At 59.2% G+C, this 16710-nt stretch carries 12 protein-coding genes; 3 read left to right on the top strand and 9 right to left on the bottom strand.

Going from position 1 to position 16710, the window contains the following annotated elements:
* Positions 1 to 35 precede the first annotated feature (35 nt).
* Positions 36 to 953, bottom strand: coding sequence for a LysR family transcriptional regulator (locus ERD80_RS08735; protein ID WP_136546566.1), 918 nt, complete (start codon positions 951 to 953; stop codon positions 36 to 38).
* A 99-nt stretch (positions 954 to 1052) separates the two neighbouring features.
* Here ERD80_RS08735 and ERD80_RS08730 point away from each other — a divergent pair, with 99 nt between their 5' ends.
* On the top strand, positions 1053 to 2384 hold the full coding sequence (locus ERD80_RS08730) for an aspartate aminotransferase family protein (RefSeq protein WP_058758827.1): 1332 nt from the start codon (positions 1053 to 1055) through the stop codon (positions 2382 to 2384).
* Here the strand turns inward: ERD80_RS08730 and ERD80_RS08725 are convergent.
* From ERD80_RS08725 to ERD80_RS08710, 4 genes are read right to left on the bottom strand one after another with little or no spacing between them, the layout of a single operon-like run.
* Complete coding sequence (locus ERD80_RS08725; RefSeq protein WP_136546584.1) at positions 2377 to 4689, bottom strand: molybdopterin-dependent oxidoreductase; 2313 nt, start codon at positions 4687 to 4689, stop codon at positions 2377 to 2379. The genes ERD80_RS08730 and ERD80_RS08725 overlap by 8 nt on opposite strands.
* 34 nt (positions 4690 to 4723) lie before the next feature.
* Positions 4724 to 5485, bottom strand: a complete 762-nt coding sequence (locus tag ERD80_RS08720) for an amino acid ABC transporter ATP-binding protein (RefSeq protein WP_058758829.1) — start codon at positions 5483 to 5485, stop codon at positions 4724 to 4726.
* Positions 5478 to 6401 carry an amino acid ABC transporter permease gene (locus ERD80_RS08715; protein ID WP_021509533.1) on the bottom strand — a complete coding sequence of 308 codons (924 nt, stop codon included), beginning with the start codon at positions 6399 to 6401 and terminating at the stop codon, positions 5478 to 5480. Before ERD80_RS08715 ends, ERD80_RS08720 begins: the two co-directional genes overlap by 8 nt.
* A complete protein-coding gene (locus ERD80_RS08710) occupies positions 6398 to 7294 on the bottom strand; it encodes an ABC transporter substrate-binding protein (RefSeq protein WP_021509534.1) in 897 nt (298 codons plus the stop codon). The genes ERD80_RS08715 and ERD80_RS08710 overlap by 4 nt, the downstream gene beginning before the upstream one ends.
* Before the next feature lie 492 nt (positions 7295 to 7786).
* Here ERD80_RS08710 and ERD80_RS08705 point away from each other — a divergent pair, with 492 nt between their 5' ends.
* Positions 7787 to 9967 (top strand): TonB-dependent siderophore receptor, encoded by a 2181-nt coding sequence (locus tag ERD80_RS08705; protein WP_136546564.1) that lies wholly within the window; start codon positions 7787 to 7789, stop codon positions 9965 to 9967.
* 32 nt (positions 9968 to 9999) lie between these two features.
* On the opposite strand, the gene ERD80_RS08700 is transcribed toward ERD80_RS08705, so the two are convergent.
* The 4 genes from ERD80_RS08700 to ERD80_RS08685 all read right to left on the bottom strand — a co-directional run bounded on the left by ERD80_RS08700 (position 10000) and on the right by ERD80_RS08685 (position 14245).
* Positions 10000 to 11451, bottom strand: a complete 1452-nt coding sequence (locus tag ERD80_RS08700) for an MFS transporter (protein ID WP_211145576.1) — start codon at positions 11449 to 11451, stop codon at positions 10000 to 10002.
* Between the two features lie 48 nt (positions 11452 to 11499).
* A complete protein-coding gene (locus ERD80_RS08695; protein ID WP_136546562.1) occupies positions 11500 to 12096 on the bottom strand; it encodes a TetR/AcrR family transcriptional regulator in 597 nt (198 codons plus the stop codon).
* 132 nt (positions 12097 to 12228) lie between these two features.
* The gene (locus ERD80_RS08690) at positions 12229 to 13143 is read right to left on the bottom strand and encodes an alpha/beta hydrolase (RefSeq protein ID WP_136546560.1); all 915 of its coding nucleotides are present in this window, start codon (positions 13141 to 13143) and stop codon (positions 12229 to 12231) included.
* Positions 13144 to 13351: 208 nt separating this feature from the next.
* Positions 13352 to 14245 (bottom strand): MurR/RpiR family transcriptional regulator, encoded by an 894-nt coding sequence (locus tag ERD80_RS08685; RefSeq protein ID WP_021509539.1) that lies wholly within the window; start codon positions 14243 to 14245, stop codon positions 13352 to 13354.
* 406 nt (positions 14246 to 14651) lie between these two features.
* Between ERD80_RS08685 and ERD80_RS08680 the strand changes: the two genes are divergently transcribed.
* Positions 14652 to 16710 (top strand): TonB-dependent siderophore receptor (locus ERD80_RS08680; protein ID WP_136546558.1); only part of this gene is annotated, 2059 nt, incomplete at its 3' end.

Here is a 16710-nt window from a genome sequence, read left to right as displayed (position 1 = left end):
TAGTATGTTGTAACTAGAATGCCTTAGCGCCTCCGCTAAGCGCCGGGCTCGTCCAGCGCCAGCGCCTGCAAAAAATGTTGCAGGATGGCGTTGTGACGTGGGCCCTGGCGGGTGACGAGCGCGATTTGACTGTGGTAATGGAACTGCTGCGGCGCGAGGGCGCGCATCTGCTGTTTCTCCACCCACTGCGCGGCGTAGTGGTCCGGCAGGAAACCGATATAGCGCCCGGTGAGAATGAGAAACGCGATCCCTTCGCGATCGGAAGCGGTGGCACTGCAGTTCAGCTGCTGATGCAGCGCAATTGCCTCCGCCGGCATGCGAAACAGCGGCGCTATCGCGTCGCAGGCCGCCAGCGCGTGGTGTTCCGGCCGCTCCGCCTGGTTAAACAGCGGGTGCGCGTGGCTGCAATAGAGCTGCGCATGTTCATCATACAGCTGTGCGTACGCCAGCCCGGAGACCGGCGCCGCCATCGGCAGCGCGCCCACGTGCAGGCGTCCTTCCAGCAGGCCACGCTCGATGTCCGCCGCAGTTAACATACTGATGTTGATACGGATCCCTGCCCCGCTCTCCCGCAGCGCCGCCAGCGCATGGGTGAGACGCATGCGCGGCTGCGTCACCAGATTATTGATGATGCCGATGTTGAACTCCCCGCGCAGTTGCTGATGCATCTGGTTCACCTGCTGACGGAAATCTTCCACCGCTGCCATCATGGTCTCGCTGTGTCGTAAAATTTCACGCCCTTCCTCAGTGAGCGCAAACCCGGCGCGACCGCGCTGGCACAGACGCATGCCCAGCCGTTTTTCCAGATCGCTCATATGCAGGCTGATGGCCGAGCGCGTAATGCCGAGCAGGCTTTCAGCGGCGGAAAAGCTGCCGCACTCGCTGACGGTTTTGAAAACGCGCAGCAGTCTGAGGTCAAAGTCGGTCACCTGGGCCAGCGTTTTCTTTTTCATTCAGGTGAGTAAATCCATAAGTGAAGACAAGTTAATTAGCATTTAACTTAACCGGGGGCGGATTGCAAACTCTGCTTATCACCCGCCGGAGAAAACCCGATGTCACAGCCGATCAATACCGCCGATCTGAATTTACAGGCGCACTGGATGCCGTTCACTGCTAACCGCTATTTTCAGCAGGATCCCCGTTTTATTGTCGCCGCGCACGGCCACTGGCTGACCGATGGCGACGGCCGCCAGATTTTCGATAGTCTGTCCGGCTTATGGACCTGCGGCGCAGGCCACACGCGCCGTGAAATCCAGCAGGCAGTCGCACAGCAACTCGGTACGCTGGATTACTCGCCGGGCTTTCAGTACGGCCATCCGCTGTCGTTTCAGCTGGCCGAGCGCATCGCCAGCCTGATGCCCGGCCATCTCAACCACGTGTTCTTTACCGGTTCGGGGTCGGAGTCGGCGGATACTGCGGTGAAAATGGCGCGCGCCTGGTGGCGGGCCAAAGGCCAGCCCAATAAAACCCGGCTGATTGGTCGCGCGCGCGGCTATCACGGCGTGAACATTGGCGGCACCAGCCTTGGAGGAATCGGCGGCAACCGTAAGGCCTTTGGTCAGCTGCTGGAGGTTGATCACCTGCCGCATACGCTGCAGCCAGAGCTGGCGTTCACCCCCGGCCAGCCTGCCACGGGGGGCGAGGCGCTGGCGGATGAGATGCTGAAGCTGATTGAACTGCATGATGCTTCGACTATTGCCGCGCTGATTGTTGAACCGCTGTCCGGATCTGCCGGCGCGATTATTCCGCCGCACGGCTACCTGCAGCGCCTGCGTGAGATCTGTACGCAGCACGATATTTTGCTGATTTTTGACGAAGTGATCACCGGCTTTGGCCGCATGGGACGCTGGAGCGGCGCGGAGTATTTTGGCGTCACACCGGATCTGCTCAACTTCGCCAAACAGATTACCAACGGTGCCATTCCGCTGGGCGGCGTGGTGGCCAGCAGCGAAATCTATCACACCTTTATGTCTCAGCCGCTGCCGCAGCACGCGGTTGAGTTTGCGCACGGCTACACCTATTCGGCGCATCCGGTGGCCTGCGCGGCCGCGCTGGCGACGCTGGACGTGCTGGAAAACGAGGCGCTGATTAGCCAGTCGGCCGAACTGGCACCGCATTTTGAACGTGCGCTGCACGGGCTGCGCGATTGTCCGCAGGTGGTGGATATCCGCAACTGCGGGCTGGTTGGTGCCATTCAGCTGGCACCCCGTGAAGGCGACGCGACCGTGCGGCCGTTTGAAGCGGGCATGGCGCTGTGGAAAGCCGGCTTTTACGTCCGCTTTGGCGGCGATACGCTGCAGTTCGGCCCGATGTTTGATACCCAGCCGGCCGAACTGGACCGGCTATTTGATGCGGTAGGCGAAGCCCTGCACGGCCTCAGATAATCTCAGTGCTGTAGCTGACCGGCTGCGGCGGAATAAATGCCTGCACCGGCGTCAGTTCGCCGCGGTATTTGCGTAGCTGCACCACGGTGATTTGTCCACTACAGCCCTGCGCCAGCGATGAAGTACCGATATCCAGCGTCAGCACATTCGGATTGCCGTGGCGACACAGCGGTCGCAGCGCGGTGGGATCGACCGGATCGTACCAGGCGCCGGTCGGCAACTGCACCACACCGGGCATAATGCTTTCGGTAACGCGAGCGCTGGCCAGCACGTGACCGCGCTGATTGTACAACTCGATAATGTCGCCGTCGGTAATGCCGCGCGCGGCGGCATCGTGCGGATGCAGGCTGCACACCTCACGTCCTTCGCGTTTGCCGCTCAGGCTGTAGTCACCAAAATCCAGCTGACTGTGCAGACGCGTGGCCGGCTGATTAGCGATCAACCACAGCGGATGTTCCGCATCCGGCTGCTGCTGCGGCGCGCGCCACACCGGATGGCCGGGGCAATTTTCATAGCCAAAGCTGGCGATGGTGGCGGAAAAGATTTCGATTTTGCCGCTCGGCGTCGGTAGCGGTGCCGCCGCCGGATCGGCCCGAAACGCATTGATCATCCGCCCGCCATCTTTCAGCTGCGGCAGTTCAATCACACCCTGCAGCCAGAACTGGTCGAAGTCAGGAATCGTCACCTGATGCGCGGCCAGTTTTTCCTGCAGCTGCGCATAGTGATGGCGCAGCCAGCCGCGGGCGTCGCGTCCTTCGGTGAATGCCTCTTCACGGCCTAAACGACGCGCCAGTTCAGCAAAAATGGTGTAGTCATCCTGCGCCTGCGCGTAAGGTTGCGCCACCGGCTGCATGGCAAACAGATGACGATCGGTCGGCGCACCGCCGATATCTTCACGCTCCAGCGTCATGGTGGCAGGCAGCACGATATCCGCATGGCGCGCGCTGGCGGTCCACGCGGTCTCGTGCACAATCAGCGTATCCAGCTGGCAAAACGCCTGCCGCAGCCGCGCCAGATCCTGATGATGATGGAATGGATTGCCGCCCGCCCAGTAGGCCAGACGGATGTGCGGATAGGTTAAGCGCCGGCCGTTGTAATCAAATTGCGTGCCGGGATGCAGCAGCATATCGGCGATGCGCGCCACCGGAATCAACCGGTCAATACCGTTCCTGCCCTGCGGCAGCGCCGGGAAACTCACCAGGTTATGATGCTTACCGTAATGGCCGAGTGCGCCGAGTGCATAGGTATATCCACCGCCCGGCAGCCCCGGCTGGCCCAGCGCGGCCGCCAGCACCAGCCCCAGCCATACCGGTTGCTCACCGTGTTCCGCGCGCTGCAACGCGTGCGCCACGGTAACCAGCACGCGCTTGCCGTGCAGCTGGCGCGCAAAATCGGTGATTGTTGCCGCGCTGACGCCACAAATCTCAGCCGCCCACTGTGCGTCGCGCCGCGTACCGTCCTCTTCGCCGCGAATATAGGCGACCATTTGCGGCCAGCCGACGGTGTAACGCGCGAGGAAAGCCTCATCGGTGCGCTGCTCGTCAATCAGCACCGACAGCAGACCGAGAATGAAGGCCGCATCGGTACCGGGGCGCAGCGCCAGCCACTCTCCCTGCGCCTCATCGGGCAGATCGCTCTGCAACGGGCTCACCGAAATAAAGCGTGCGCCGCGTTCTGCCGCCTGCTGCATAAAGCCGCGTTCGGTGTGTTCGCTCAGACCTCCGCTTGCCACCTGCGAATTTTTTAGCGCCAGGCCGCCGAACGCCAGCACGATCTCGCTATGCCGGGCGATCTCTTCCCAGCTGACGCCGCGGCGGGCGATCTCATTCATGTCGCCAACGATATGCGGTAACAGCACCGAAGCCGAGCCGGAACTGTAGCTGTTCACCGAGCGCACATAGCCGCCCATCACCGTGTTAAGAAAGCGGTGCACCTGGCTCTGCGCGTGATGAAAACGGCCGGCACTTGACCAGCCATATGAGCCACCAAAAATACCTTCCGGCCCATACGCGTCACCGACGCGCTGCAGTTCGCGTGCCACCAGCGTGTAAGCCTGCTCCCAGCTCACCGCCACATAGTCGTCATTACCGCGACGCGGATCCGCGCCGGGCCCATTTTCCAGCCAGCCACGGCGCACCATCGGTTGCGCCACGCGCGCCGGGTGATGCAGGACATTGTGAAAGTTTTGCAGCAGCGGGCTGGGATCCGGATCGCCGTGAAACGGTTCGATAGTCAGTCGATCGCCCTGCAGGCGGGCAGTAAAAGCACCCCAGTGGGCGCTGTGCATCACCGGTTTTTGCGTCATCATGCTTCCTGGAGTCAAAAATGAAAAACGGTGCTTACAGCACCGTTGCAATAAAGTTTCTTACCCGTCCGTTTTCCGGATCGTCGAGCACCTGCTGCGTCGGCCCCGCCGCCACAATCCGCCCGCCTTCCATAAACACGATGTTATCGGCCACCTCGCGCGCAAAACCGATCTCGTGTGTCACGATCACCATGGTGATGCCGGAGTGCGCCAGTTGTTTAATCACCTGCAGCACTTCACCCACCAGTTCCGGATCGAGCGCAGACGTGGGCTCATCAAACAGCATCACGCCGGGATCCATCGCCAGCGCACGGGCGATCGCCACACGCTGCTGCTGACCACCGGAAAGATTCTGCGGCCACTCTTCTTCGCGCCCGGCCAGCCCCACCTGCTTAAGCAGCGACAGCGCTTTGCTGGTCGCCTGCTGGCGGCTCTGTTTTTTCACCCGCATCGGCGCATCGACAATGTTTTGCAGTACGGTGCGGTGCGGGAACAGGTTGAACTGCTGAAACACCATGCCGATTTCGGCACGCTGACGCGCAATCTCGCTGCTGCTCAGCTCGTGCAGCGCCTGGCCTTTCTGCTTGTAACCAATGATCTCGCCACCGATACGAATCGTGCCACCATCCAGTTTTTCCAGATGGTTGATGCAGCGCAGCAGCGTCGATTTGCCTGAGCCGGACGGTCCGAGGATCACCGTCACCGAGCCAGCCGGGATATCAAGATTAACTTCATCCAGAATGGTGACGCCGGAAAAACGTTTGGTCACCTTACGTAAGGCGATCGCTTCAGCCATTGCTTACGCTCCTTTCGGCTTTAGGCGCGGAGAAACCGGGCAGCGACTTGAGTAAACTGCGCTTTTCGCGGCGCGTGACGCCACGGCCAAAGTAGCGCTCGACATAGAACTGACCAACCGACAGTACCGAAGTCATCAGCAGATACCACAGCGTCGCCACCAGCAGCAGCGGGATCACTTCATAGGTGCGCTGATAGATGATCTGCGCCGAAAACAGCACATCCTGCAGGGAGATCACCGATACCACCGCCGTGGTTTTCAGCTGGCCGATGATTTCGTTACCGGCCGGCGGCATGATGGCGCGCATCGCCTGCGGCAGTACGGTATGGCGGAAAATCTGCGCCGGACGGTAACCCAGCGCGCGGGCGGCTTCCAGCTGGCCGTTGCCAACGCTCTGAATCCCGGCGCGCACGATCTCAGCCGCATAGGCAGACTGATGCATTACCAGCGCGATCACCGCCGCGCTGAACGGACTGACCAGCGCATTAGACTGAGTACTCCAGATTTCACCCAGGCCCGGCAGCGACAGCGAAATGGTCGGGTACAGCGCCGCGATGTTGTACCACAGGAACAGCTGTACCAGCATCGGCACGCCGCGGAAAAACCAGGTATAGAACCAGCTGACGCCGACCAGCACCGGGTTGGATGACAGGCGCATCAGCGCCAGCACCGTGCCAAAGGCGAAGCCCAGCACCACCGAAATCGCTGTCAGCTGCAGCGTCATCAGCACACCCTGCAGAATGGACTCGCCGGTGAAGTTTTCCGCAATCACGCCCCATTCGAAGCGCGGATTGTTGATCATCGAATGCGCCATCGCCACCACGCACAACAGCACCACCAGCGCACTGAGCCAGCGTCCGTAGTAGCGTTTACCGACGATTTTCAGATCGTCGGTGTGGTCGTGAAAGTCACTCATTGAAAGATATCCTGATTACGTTTTGACTCTTTAACCGCGCCAAAGCCGATGCCCCAGTTATCCAGGATCTTCTGGTAGCTGCCATCTTTAATCAGCGAGTTCAGCGCTGCCTGTACGGCAGGTTCAAGCGCGGAATCTTTCGGGAAGGCGACCGATACCGGCGCATCATGCACGGTGATTTCGCCGCTCATGGTCAGCGGTTTGATCACTTTCACCTGCCACAACAGGCCTTCGTACGGACCGAGGAACATCGGCACACGCCCGCTGACCACGGCCTGAACACCAGCCGGGCGATCCGGGAACACTGACACTTTAATCGGTTTTTTCCCGGCCGCTTCACAGGCTTTGCTGGCCTCTTCCAGACGGGTCACCTGAGTGGTGCCGGAACCGGCGCCGACTTCTTTACCGCACACCTCGTCGAGGGTTTTGAACGGCGCGACGTTGGCATCTTTCCGCGAAATAATGCCGAGACGGCTGGCGTCGTAGTAACTCACAAAGTCGATAATTTTGGCGCGCGCCGGCGTGGCGTTGATGTTGGACAAGGCCACATCGTAGCGGCCGGTTTTCAGTCCCGGAATGATGTTGTCGAAGCCGCCGGTATCGCGCCACTGCACCTGAATGCCGAGACGCTCACCGACCGCGTTCATGATGTCAATTTCACGGCCGGCCAGCGTTTTGTTGTCTTCTTTATAGAAGGTGGTGGGCGGCGTGTTGGGGTTGGTTCCTGCCACAATATAGCCGCGCTTCGCCACGTCGGCGGGCACCAGGCTTTTCAGCGCGGCATCAGCCTGTACATGCAGTGAGCTGTCGGTTGGGACGGATTGTTCGGCGGCAAACGCGGTGTGCGCACTGAGAGCGAGTGCGAAAAGGGTGATACCTTTTGCGAATTTCACTGGAACCTTTCTCCTGATATTTAAAATGTTTCCCGGCAGGGAAAAGGCGTCGAGGTAGCGATGTATTTTTCCCTTTGCCCATGTCGCGTAAAGCCGCGCGGCGCAAAGGATTGTCATCCTCAAAACGTCCCGCAGCCATTCTCTGGAAGATAGGCAGCGATCACAAATGCGAAAAACAGATATCTATTGCCGAAATCCGGCAATAGGGTTCTTTGCTGGCCTGAATGCGGCCCTGTCGTCGCGCAAAAATCAGATTGTTACCGCAAATCAGGCACCTGCTTATGCTGCCATGCTGGATGATTTGCTTATTAGCCATAACGTTCCTGTCTAAGCCAGCCTATCGCCCTGCTGACAAAAACTGACAAAAAAGCCGCCCGTCGAGGCGATTTGCGCAGGAATGTAAAGAAGTCGCACCTCAATATACAATGCAAACCATTCTCATTATCATGCGCATTTGCTTACAAATGTTAACGCATCAGGGAGATGATATAAGTGAATGTAACTGTATGTAGCAAAAAGCATCCGGTCGCACTGTGCCTGGCGGGCCTGTTAACCTCACCGGTGTTTGCCGCTGAACCCACGGAGAAGCTGGCCGACGATGAGTCGATGATTGTGACGGCAGAGCAGGAGCTGAAGCAGCAGCCGGGAGTTTCCACCATTACCGCTGAAGACATCAAAAAAAGTCCGCCCGTTAACGACCTCGCGGACATCATCCGCAAAATGCCCGGCGTTAACCTCACCGGTAACGGCGCCAGCGGCAGCCGCGGTAACAACCGCCAGATCGACATTCGCGGCATGGGCCCGGAAAACACTTTGGTGCTGATCGATGGCGTGCCGGTCACCTCCCGTAACTCGGTGCGTTACAGCTGGCGCGGTGAGCGCGACTCACGCGGGGATACCAACTGGGTGCCGCCGGAAATGGTGGAACGCATTGAGGTGATACGCGGTCCGGCCGCTGCCCGTTATGGCTCCGGTGCCGCTGGCGGTGTGGTCAACATTATTACCAAACGCCCCACCAATGACTGGCACGGCTCGCTGTCGCTGTTCACTAACCAGCCAGAAGATGACAAGGAAGGCGCCACCCGCCGCGCGAACTTCAACCTCAGCGGTCCGCTGGCCGGTGAGGCACTCACCATGCGGCTGTACGGCAACCTGAACAAAACGGATGCCGACGCCTTCGACATTAACACCGCGCAAAATGGCGCTTATGCCGCCGGACGCGAAGGCGTGCGTAATAAAGACATCAACGGCGTGCTGTCGTGGAAAATCACCCCGACGCAGATTGTCGATTTCAGCTATGGCTACAGCCGCCAGGGCAATATTTATGCTGGCGACACGCAAAACAGCAACAGCAATGCCAGCGGCAACGGGCTGGTGGAAGCGCTGTACGGCAGCGAAACCAACCGCCTGTATCGCCAGAACTACGGAGTGGTGCACAACGGCATCTGGGACTGGGGCACCTCTAAGCTTAACTTTAGCTATGAGAAAACCAACAATACCCGTCTGAAAGAAGGCTCCGGCGGCAGCACCGAAGGGATGATCAACAGCGATACGTACGCTACCAGCCGGCTGGAGAGCTATCGCGCCGGCGGCGAGATCAATTTCCCGCTGCAGCTGCTGGTCGATCAAACGGTTACGCTGGGTGCTGAGTGGAATCGCGATGAGCTTAACGATCCGGCCTCGGTACAGGCCACCAGCGCACCGGGCGTCGATTTCGGCGGCGTTTCCAGCGACGGTTCGCAGCGTGACAGTAAAAACAGCACCACCATCAGCTCGCTCTATTTCGAAGACAACATCGCCGCCACCGACTCCACCGAAGTGATTCCCGGCCTGCGCTTTGACTATCACAATCAGTTTGGCGCTAACTGGAGCCCGAGCCTCAACCTGTCGCAGGGCCTCGGTGATTACTTCACGCTGAAAGCCGGTATTGCGCGCGCCTTTAAAGCGCCAAACCTGTATCAGTCCACTGAGGGCTATATCCTGTCGACGCGCGGCAACGGTTGTCCGATTGGCCTGTCACGCTGTTACCTGCTGGGCAGCAAAGACCTTGATCCCGAGATCAGTGTGAATAAAGAAGTGGGCATTGAGTTCAGTAATCAGGGCTATGTCGCGGGCATCACCTGGTTCCGCAATGATTACAAAAACAAAATCATCTCCGGCACCACGCCGGTGGCTTCAACCGGCTCGTATAACCTGCTGCGCTGGGAAAACGGCGGCAAAGCGATCGTCGAAGGGCTGGAAGGCAATCTGAGCATCCCGCTGATTGCCGACACGCTGGAGTGGCGCACCAATGCCACCTATATGTTCCGCTCGGAGAGCAAAAAAACCGGCAACCCGCTGACGGTAATTCCTGAATTTACCATCAACTCGCAGCTGGAGTGGCAGGCGACCGAGGCGCTCAGCGCCAACATCAACTGGACGCAATACGGTCGACAGAAGCCACGCCAGTATGCGGAAACCAGCCTCGAGGCCAGCCGTGGTCTGTCGCAGCGTGAAATCAGCCCGTATTCCATTGTCGGACTGAACCTCAACTACGACATCACTAAAAACCTGAGCGCCAACGCCGGTATCAACAACCTGTTTGACAAGCGCGTTTATCGCGAAAATGCCGGGGCATCGACCTATAACGAACCGGGCCGCGCCTGGTACGCCGGTGTCACGATGTCGTTCTGAGGAATGGACGCGATTGATTTGAGCGACCGAACTTAGCTGAGGGATTTAAGCACCGCCGCCTGTGCGGCAGGCCTGCGCGCTAGCCGGATGCTCAGCAGCGCGCCGGCCGCCAGGCAGAACGACATACACACTATCGCCACGATGAAGGCATGGGTAATCTCTCCCGGCCCCTTGCCCGTGCCCAGCACGGCATAAAAACTCCCGCCGATAATGGCCACGCTCAGCGCCGTGCTCAGTTGCAAGGTGGAGCTGGCGATACCGGCAATCATTCCGGCCCAGGCGGGTGCCACGCGTCCGGTGACGATGTGCATCAGCGTTGGCAGCGCCAGCCCCTGGCCAAACCCCACCACAAACAGTCCCAGAGCCAGCGGCAGCGCCGCTGGTGACATCCCAACCGGCGTGCTGGCCATCAGCCACGCCAGGCCCAGCAGGCCGACCACTTCCAGCACCATCCCAGTGGCGTTAACGTAAGGCCCAATCAGCCGTCGCGCAGCGGGCGTGGATAACGGCCCCAGCAGAAAACCCGCACCAAAGGGCAGGAAGATCAGCCCGGCGCTCAGTACGCCCTGATGCAGCGCGCCCTGTAAATAGATCGAGAACAGCAGGAAGAATACGCCAATCGAGTAGAACAGCAGCGCCAGCAGCAGGGACAGCCCAAGACCCGGCACGCTAAAAATCGCCGGATCGATCAGCGGATCGCCGCCCTGCTTTGCCAGCCGGCTTTCATAGCGCCAGAACAGACTGCCCAGCACCGGCACCAGCAGCAGCGATAGCCACGCCCACAGCGGCCAGCCCGCTTCCCGTCCTTCAATCAGCGGCACGATCAGCAGACCCAGCGTCATCATCGACAGTCCCATTCCGCCAAAATCCAGCTTGCGCGCGTGCTGTGCTCGCGTCTCTTTAATCAACGGGATGCCAAACAGCACCACCAGCAGCGCCACCGGCAGATTGACCAGGAAAATGGCGCGCCAGCCGCTATTAAACAGGTTGAGTGAGATCAGGATGCCGCCCAGCGCCTGGCCAATCACCGAGGCCAGACCAAATACCGCGCCGTACAGGCTCAGCGCGCGTGATTTCTCCGCCTCCGGGAAAATAGCCTGAATCGAGGCCAGCGCCTGCGGTGCCATAATCGCTGCAGTGATGCCCTGCAGCACGCGGCCAGCGATCAGCGCACCCGGTGACCAGGCAAAGCCACACAGCGCAGAAGCCGCTGCAAAACCGGTCAGTCCAGCGAAGAACATGCGCCCGCGGCCAAACAGATCGCCGAGGCGACCGCCGGTGATCAGCGTGACGGCATAAAACCCGGCATAAGACGAGATGACAAATTGCTCCGCCGAGCCGGACGTGGCCAAATCGCTCTGAATCGAGGGCAGCGCCACATTGACAATAAAGAAGTCCAGCGGGGGTAAAAATGCGCCTGTCAGCAGGACGATAAACATCGCCCAGCGGCGTGGCTCGGGATTTAACGCGTGCGGATCGGACATCACAACACCTCACTAAGGAACCGATTGGTTCCAATATGGATAAAAAAATTAGTCGAGCAGACGCATTGTGCAGTCCACTACTGCGTTCATTTCTGCTACCGTTGCCCCGGTTTTACCGAGGATACGCATCCCTTCAATCTGGCAAACCAGTAAGCGGGCCAGCACCTGCTCATCACGCTCGGGCAGTTCTCCGCTCAGCTGACCGCGCACCAGTGTTGCCGCATACAGCTGCTGCAAACGCCGGAACATGCGTCCCGTGCGTTCGGCAATCTGTTCATCATGCGCGGCCATCTCGGTGGTGAGTGACACCACCAGACAACCGCGCCGCCCTTTCTCGCCGCTGGAGAGCGCGGCATAACGCAGCAGCGAGGCGCGAATCGCCGCTTTAACCGCGCCGGGCTGCGCCAGAATATCCGAGGTGGCTTTCAGACCTTCGGTCATGTAGATATCCAGCGCGGCCAGCAGCAGCCCTTTTTTATCGCCGAACGCCTTGTAGAGACTGCCGCGCGATAAACCGGTTCCGGCGATCAAATCCGGTAGCGACGCCGCTTCATAGCCGCGATCCCAGAAAACGTGCATGGCGCTGCGGGCGGCCTCTTCCAGCTCGAACTCGCGCGGGCGACCGATGACGGTCAGGTTCTTCATCACTGCCCTCCCCTTTAATTATAAACCAACTGGTTCCTATCTTAGCCGCAATGCAGTGGCTATTGCAAGTCAGCCGCCCCCCCCTTCACGGCTCGGCCGCTTACACATGGATAATCAGGGTTAAGTGATGCGTCACACAAAGAACTGACGTAACGCGTCGGCCAGCGCCTGCGGTTGCTCATCCGGGATAAAGTGACCACAGTGCGCGAGGCGAATCCCGCTGACGTCGGCCGCAAAAGTGCGCAGCGGCTGTGCCATATCGGCAATTGAGCCCTGATCGGCGCTCACCGCCAGCAGCGGGATCGCCAGTTTTCCCCGGGTTTGCAACAACTGACGATTCTGCTCCGCTGAGGTGCTGACTTCACGGTACGCCGCCATGCCGGCGCGCAGCGCGCCGTTTTGCTGCAGCAGCCGCACATATTCCGCCATCTCTTCGTCACCAAACACCATCGGGCTGGCTGCTTTGCGCTGCAAAAACCACTGCAGATAGAGCGCTTCACGACCGGCGATCAGCGCTTCCGGCAGATCCGGCAACAGGTGAAAAGCAAAGTGCCAGGTTTTCCAGGCTTTGTCCGGCGTCGCAGGCAGCGCATCCGGCAGCGTCACTCCGGGAATGCCGGCATCCAGCAGCGCCAGTTTGCTGATGGCATCACCGTGCAGCATCGCCAGCGGCCAGGCAACCCAGGCACCCACGTCATGCGCGGCCAGGTAGTAACGCTCAACCCCTAACTGCTGCAACAATCCCTGCACGCTGTGCGCCAGCGAGGTGGTGTCATAACCGCTGGCAGGCTTGTCGGAGTCGCCCTGGCCGGGCAGATCCGGCGCAATGATGAAATAGTCTGCCGCCAGCTGCGCCATCACCTTACGCCAGGCAAACCAGCTCTGCGGAAAGCCCGCCAGCAGTACCAGCACTGGTCCCTGCGCATTGCCGCCGCTGACGTAGTGCAACCGCACGCCCGCGACCGTGGCGTAAGCATGGTTAAATTGCGGCAGGTGATCGACGGGCTGTGACCAGCGCGGCGCGGCGTCCAGGGCAGGCAGTGGCATAAGCGTTCTCCGGTTATTTTGGTAAAGAGTATTTCCTTATTGGATGCGATTCTGCGCTACCGCACCGTTAACGCGGACTCATTAAGGAAATGTTTATTTCCTTAATATTAACGACAGCCACGCGCGCCTTGCAAGCGAGTCTGTGAAATAGATCCGGAAGCGAACGGCGGAGTGAATCGTCCCGCCGCCGCGCCTGAGAAATGTGCGGTTAGCCCGCCTTCTTCGCCGTGGGTTTCAGCGATCGATTGAGATCCTGAATGCGTTTCATGGTTTTAACCGTGCGTGCCGAACTGGCGGAGGCCACCGCCAGAATCAGCATTTCGAGGCACACCAGCACCGTACCGTGCAGCGGCATGCGACCATTTTCACCGCCGCGCGGCACGTTAATCACCACATCCGCCTGCTGCGCAAACGCCGAATCCAGCGCGTGGGTCAGCAGAATCACCGGCATACCCAGCCGCTGCGCCTCTTTCAGCGTCGTCATGCCCTCACGGTGCGCCGATTTCTGCGCCATCATGATCAGTACATCGCCGCGCTGTAGCGTTATCAGCTGTTCCGCCAGCGCAATCCCGGCACGGTTAAGCGTTACCGCCGGCAGGCCGATGCGCCGGAACAGTCGCGCGCTGTACTCCGCCAGAATGCCGGAAGCGTTGATGCCAAACAGCGCCACCTGACGCGCTTCCAGCAGCAGTGTCACCGCAGCCGCCACCGCCTGACGGTTGACCGGTTCTGCCAGTACTTCGCAGGCGCGCTGATGGCCGCCCAGCACAAAATCGATGCCGGAGTTGATGTCACACGACAGTTCGCTGATGGTCGCGCTCATCTTCTCTTCCGAGTTTTGCGCCGGACCAAACCACGCGGCCAGCGTGGTTTTCAGATCGCGCAAACCGGCAAAGCCCAGCGCCTGCACGGTGCGCACCACGGTGGCGTCAGAGGTTTGGGTGGCCTGGGCGATATCCAATGCAGTCGCGTCTAATATAGCCTCACGATGTTCGTGGATATATCGCGCCACCGTTTGCAGGCTGGCCGATAATGTCGTGACGCGCGCACGGTAGCGTTCACCGAATACATCCACCCGATTTTTAATGTTATTTGCCGCCATTATGTTGCCTGTTAGTAATATCGCATCGTTGTGAACCGCGTCGGCAGGCCGGCTTGTAGTGAAAATTTGCGCCGCTACCGCTGTCCACTCCCTTCGCGCCTGGCTTAACCCGGCCAGCCTCAAACTACAAAAAAGCATAATCGACTGATTGTAAATAAATTTTCTGACAATCCCGGTTCAAAATTTTCTACCGCGTTCTGCTGTAGTATCCACACCATCATTTACGTTTACTACTACATTTTTTCATGTTTGAATGATTCTCAATTACATCTCAGCCGCCTTTTTCCGCTGACTGATGGCATAAAAATGCCGGGCCGCGAATGTCCTGTTCGTCACCGGCAGCATTTTACTGATAGCTTCGTTGCGCGGAATAAATAATCCCGCAATTACACCAGGTTTATATTCGATGCAGAACAACTCACCGCGGGCGGTTAAATTACTGTGCCATCCGGCTATCCTTGCCGCTATTTACGGCGTAACGGCACTCAGCAGTACTGACAGCCTTGCCGCTGAACAAAACAGCACCCTCACCGTAACGGCACAGCAGCAAAACAGTGACGACGGCTATAGCGCCACCAGCAGTTCGGTCGCCAGTAAAACGCCGGTGTCGCGCCTCAATGAAGCCCAATCGGTGAGCGTGGTGACGCAACAGCAGCTGGAGGATTATCAGGCCGACAGCCTCGCCGACGCGCTGCGCTTTGTCAGCGGCGTAAGCGAAGGCAACACGCTGGCAGGTACCGAAGATGGCTTTGTACGGCGCGGCTTTGGCAGCAACTCGGATGGTTCCATCTATCGTGATGGGGTGCGCAGCAGTCAGGGGTTGAATTTCGACGCCACCACCGAACGTGTCGAGGTGCTGAAGGGCTCGGCTTCGCTGCTGTACGGTATCCAGAATCCCGGCGGCGTGATCAATATTGTGAGCAAAAAGCCGCAATACACCTGGCACACCAAAGTCAGCGGTCGCGCAGCCAGCGAGGGCGGCGGCGCCGGCACGCTGGACGTCACCGGCCCGCTCGGCAACGGTTTTGCTTTCCGCCTGATTGCCGAAAAGCAGAATCAGGATTACTGGCGCAATTTCGGCAGCGATAAACACACCTTAATTGCCCCCTCGCTACAGTGGTATGGCGAGCAGGCCAGCTTCCTCATCAGCTACGAAGATTATCAGTACGATATTCCCTACGATCGCGGCACGGCGTTTGTTAACGGTAAGCCGGTGGCGATTGGCTATAAAGATCGCCTGGACGATAAAGCTAATCATGCGTGGGGCCACAATAAAACCCTGAACGCGCACTACGACTGGCAGTTCAATGAGGCGTGGAGCACGCGCCTGACTTTTGGCTGGAACCAGCGTCAGTACGACAACAACGAAGTGCGGGTCACGGCGATCAACCCCACCACCGGCGTGGTGACGCGCCGCGCCGACGCCAACCGTGGCTTCAACCATAAAACCAAATACGTGGCGTGGGATGTGATCGGTTCGCCGCAGCTGTTTGGCATGACGCACGATGTGGTGTTCGGCACTGATTATGAAATGAACCAGACTTACCGTGCGCACCAGTATCAGGGTAAAGCGAACACCGGCTTCAACCTGTACGATCCGCAATACGATATGCTGGCACCGATCACCAACAGCAGCAGTGAAAACAGCGCCAACGCCAACCTGCTTAACCGCCTGCACAGTCGCTCGGTATACGCCAAAGACAGCATTTCGCTCACCGACGACTGGATTGCGGTGCTGGGCGGACGCTATCAGCACTATGAACAGCGCGCGTCAAAGGGCTTCGATCCGGTGGTGCAAACGCTGGACAGCGAGGGCAACAAGTTCCTGCCGCAGGCCGGGCTGATTTACAAACTGACGCCGGACGTCTCACTGTATAGCAGCGTGAGCAAATCCTTCACGCCGTCGACTGACGTCGACGATGACGGCAACGTCGGCAAGCCGGAACAGGGCACCACATGGGAAGTGGGCAGCAAGTGGCAGATTTCGCCCCGGCTGTTTGCCAGCGTAGCGCTGTACCGCATCGACGAACGCGATATGTCGCTCAACATTAACGGCACCACGCGCGCCATCAATAAAGCACGTTCGAGCGGCGCTGAATTTGAGCTCAATGGTGAAGTGCTGCCGGGCTGGGATCTGAGCGCCAACTACAGCTACGATAAGGCTGAAATCGTCGACGATGGCGTCAATCCGGCGAACAAGGGCAATCGCCTGCAGAACGCACCGCGTCATGCCGGGGCGCTTTACCTGAGCCATAATCTGACGCTGAACGGCATTCCCGGTGACTTCCGCGTCGGCGGCGGTGCGCGCTACGTTGGCTCACGCGCCGGCGATCCGGAGAACAGCTTTACGCTGCCGGATTATGTGGTCGCCGACAGCTTTATCGCCTGGAATAATCAGCTGTTTGGCGAGAAAACCCAGCTGAAGCTTAACCTGAATAACCTGTTCAATAAGCACTACTACACCT

The sequence above is a fragment of the Pantoea sp. R102 genome (genome assembly GCF_004916815.1).
GTDB lineage: Bacteria > Pseudomonadota > Gammaproteobacteria > Enterobacterales > Enterobacteriaceae > Pantoea > Pantoea dispersa.
The sequence above is the reverse complement of the archived record's forward strand: the minus strand, read 5'-3'. Positions and strand labels throughout refer to the sequence as shown.